At 52.3% G+C, this 1,141-nt stretch carries 1 pseudogene; it reads left to right on the forward strand.

Going from position 1 to position 1,141, the window contains the following annotated elements:
• Nucleotides 1–584: 584 nt before the first annotated feature.
• Nucleotides 585–839 (forward strand): annotated as a pseudogene (locus tag ACXRVY_RS30680) (Arm DNA-binding domain-containing protein); the annotation flags it as partial.
• Nucleotides 840–1,141: the final 302 nt, after the last annotated feature.

Genomic DNA, 1,141 nt, shown 5'->3' on the forward strand with positions numbered 1-1,141 from the left:
GAACAGTACCATACTGAGCACTGCAGCCAAGCGCGCAGATGCCCTAGCCGACAAGCAGCCTTGTGCCTCCCCATCTGAGAGTACGACAAGCTAAAGCGCGAGTACCCTTCCTATTTATTGAGCATAAATCCACTGTAGATTAATTTTTAGCAAATCTTCCGCTTTTGGCTCGGTGCGGTCCCTTGTCGAGCGTCCACTTTTGGCCGCCTGTCGCCGCCGGCAGCTATGGGCAGTTCACTGCCAATCATGGTTATGAAGCGTGCTGGTCAGATCGAATGCAAACGGGTGGCCAAGTGGAGTGCAGTATTCCAATTGGTATTCCAACTAAAAATTAAAATTGTCTTTAATGTTATAAATCAATAAGTTATTGAGCTGATTCAAATTACCCCGGCCCACCACTTCATCATCTAAAGACGTCCACGGACGTCTTTTTTTGTGCCTGAAATCCAGTGAAATCAAKGGTTTCCAGCGCTTCTGAGGTGCACAATGGTTTTTTGAGTTCCAGGCGCTTTGGTATTCCAGGTGGTATCCCGGCTACCTGGAGCTATTTTCAGGGTACCAAAACGGTGCCAGAGGTAGCTCACATGCCTACTCAAGCAACCCGCCTCTCCGATCGCCAGCTCAAGGCGGTCAAGGCAACCGGCAAGGATTTCGTCCTCAGCGATGGCGGTGGCCTTCAGCTCCGAGTCAGGGCCAGCGGCTCGATGATGTGGAACTTCAATTACCGCGAGCCGGTGACCAAAAACCGCATCAGTATGGCCTTGGGCCCGTATCCTGAACTCTCTCTGGCAAACGCCAGAAAGAAAGCGGTTGAAGCCCGCGAGCTGCTTGCACAAGGCACAGCAAATTTGAGGCATGGCCAAGCGGTGAACGCCTGACCCTGCTGTCATCCGAGCACCACCCACCTGGTTTTGCGATGCCGGATAACTGATGACGTGAATGGGCCAACCGGCCTGACGACAACCCTGGGCTCCTACACGGCTGAAAGGCCCTTTTAATAATCAGGATCGTCGGGCCTCSATTCTCATCGAGGCGCGGGACCACAACCCCACTCAGACGCCGGATAGATGAAAGCAAGCCAAACACGCATCAAAAACTGTATTGCAGAAAAGGGGGTAACCATAGATGTTGGGAGCGAGAA

The organism is Pseudomonas sp. P5_A2_2, from assembly GCF_054177685.1.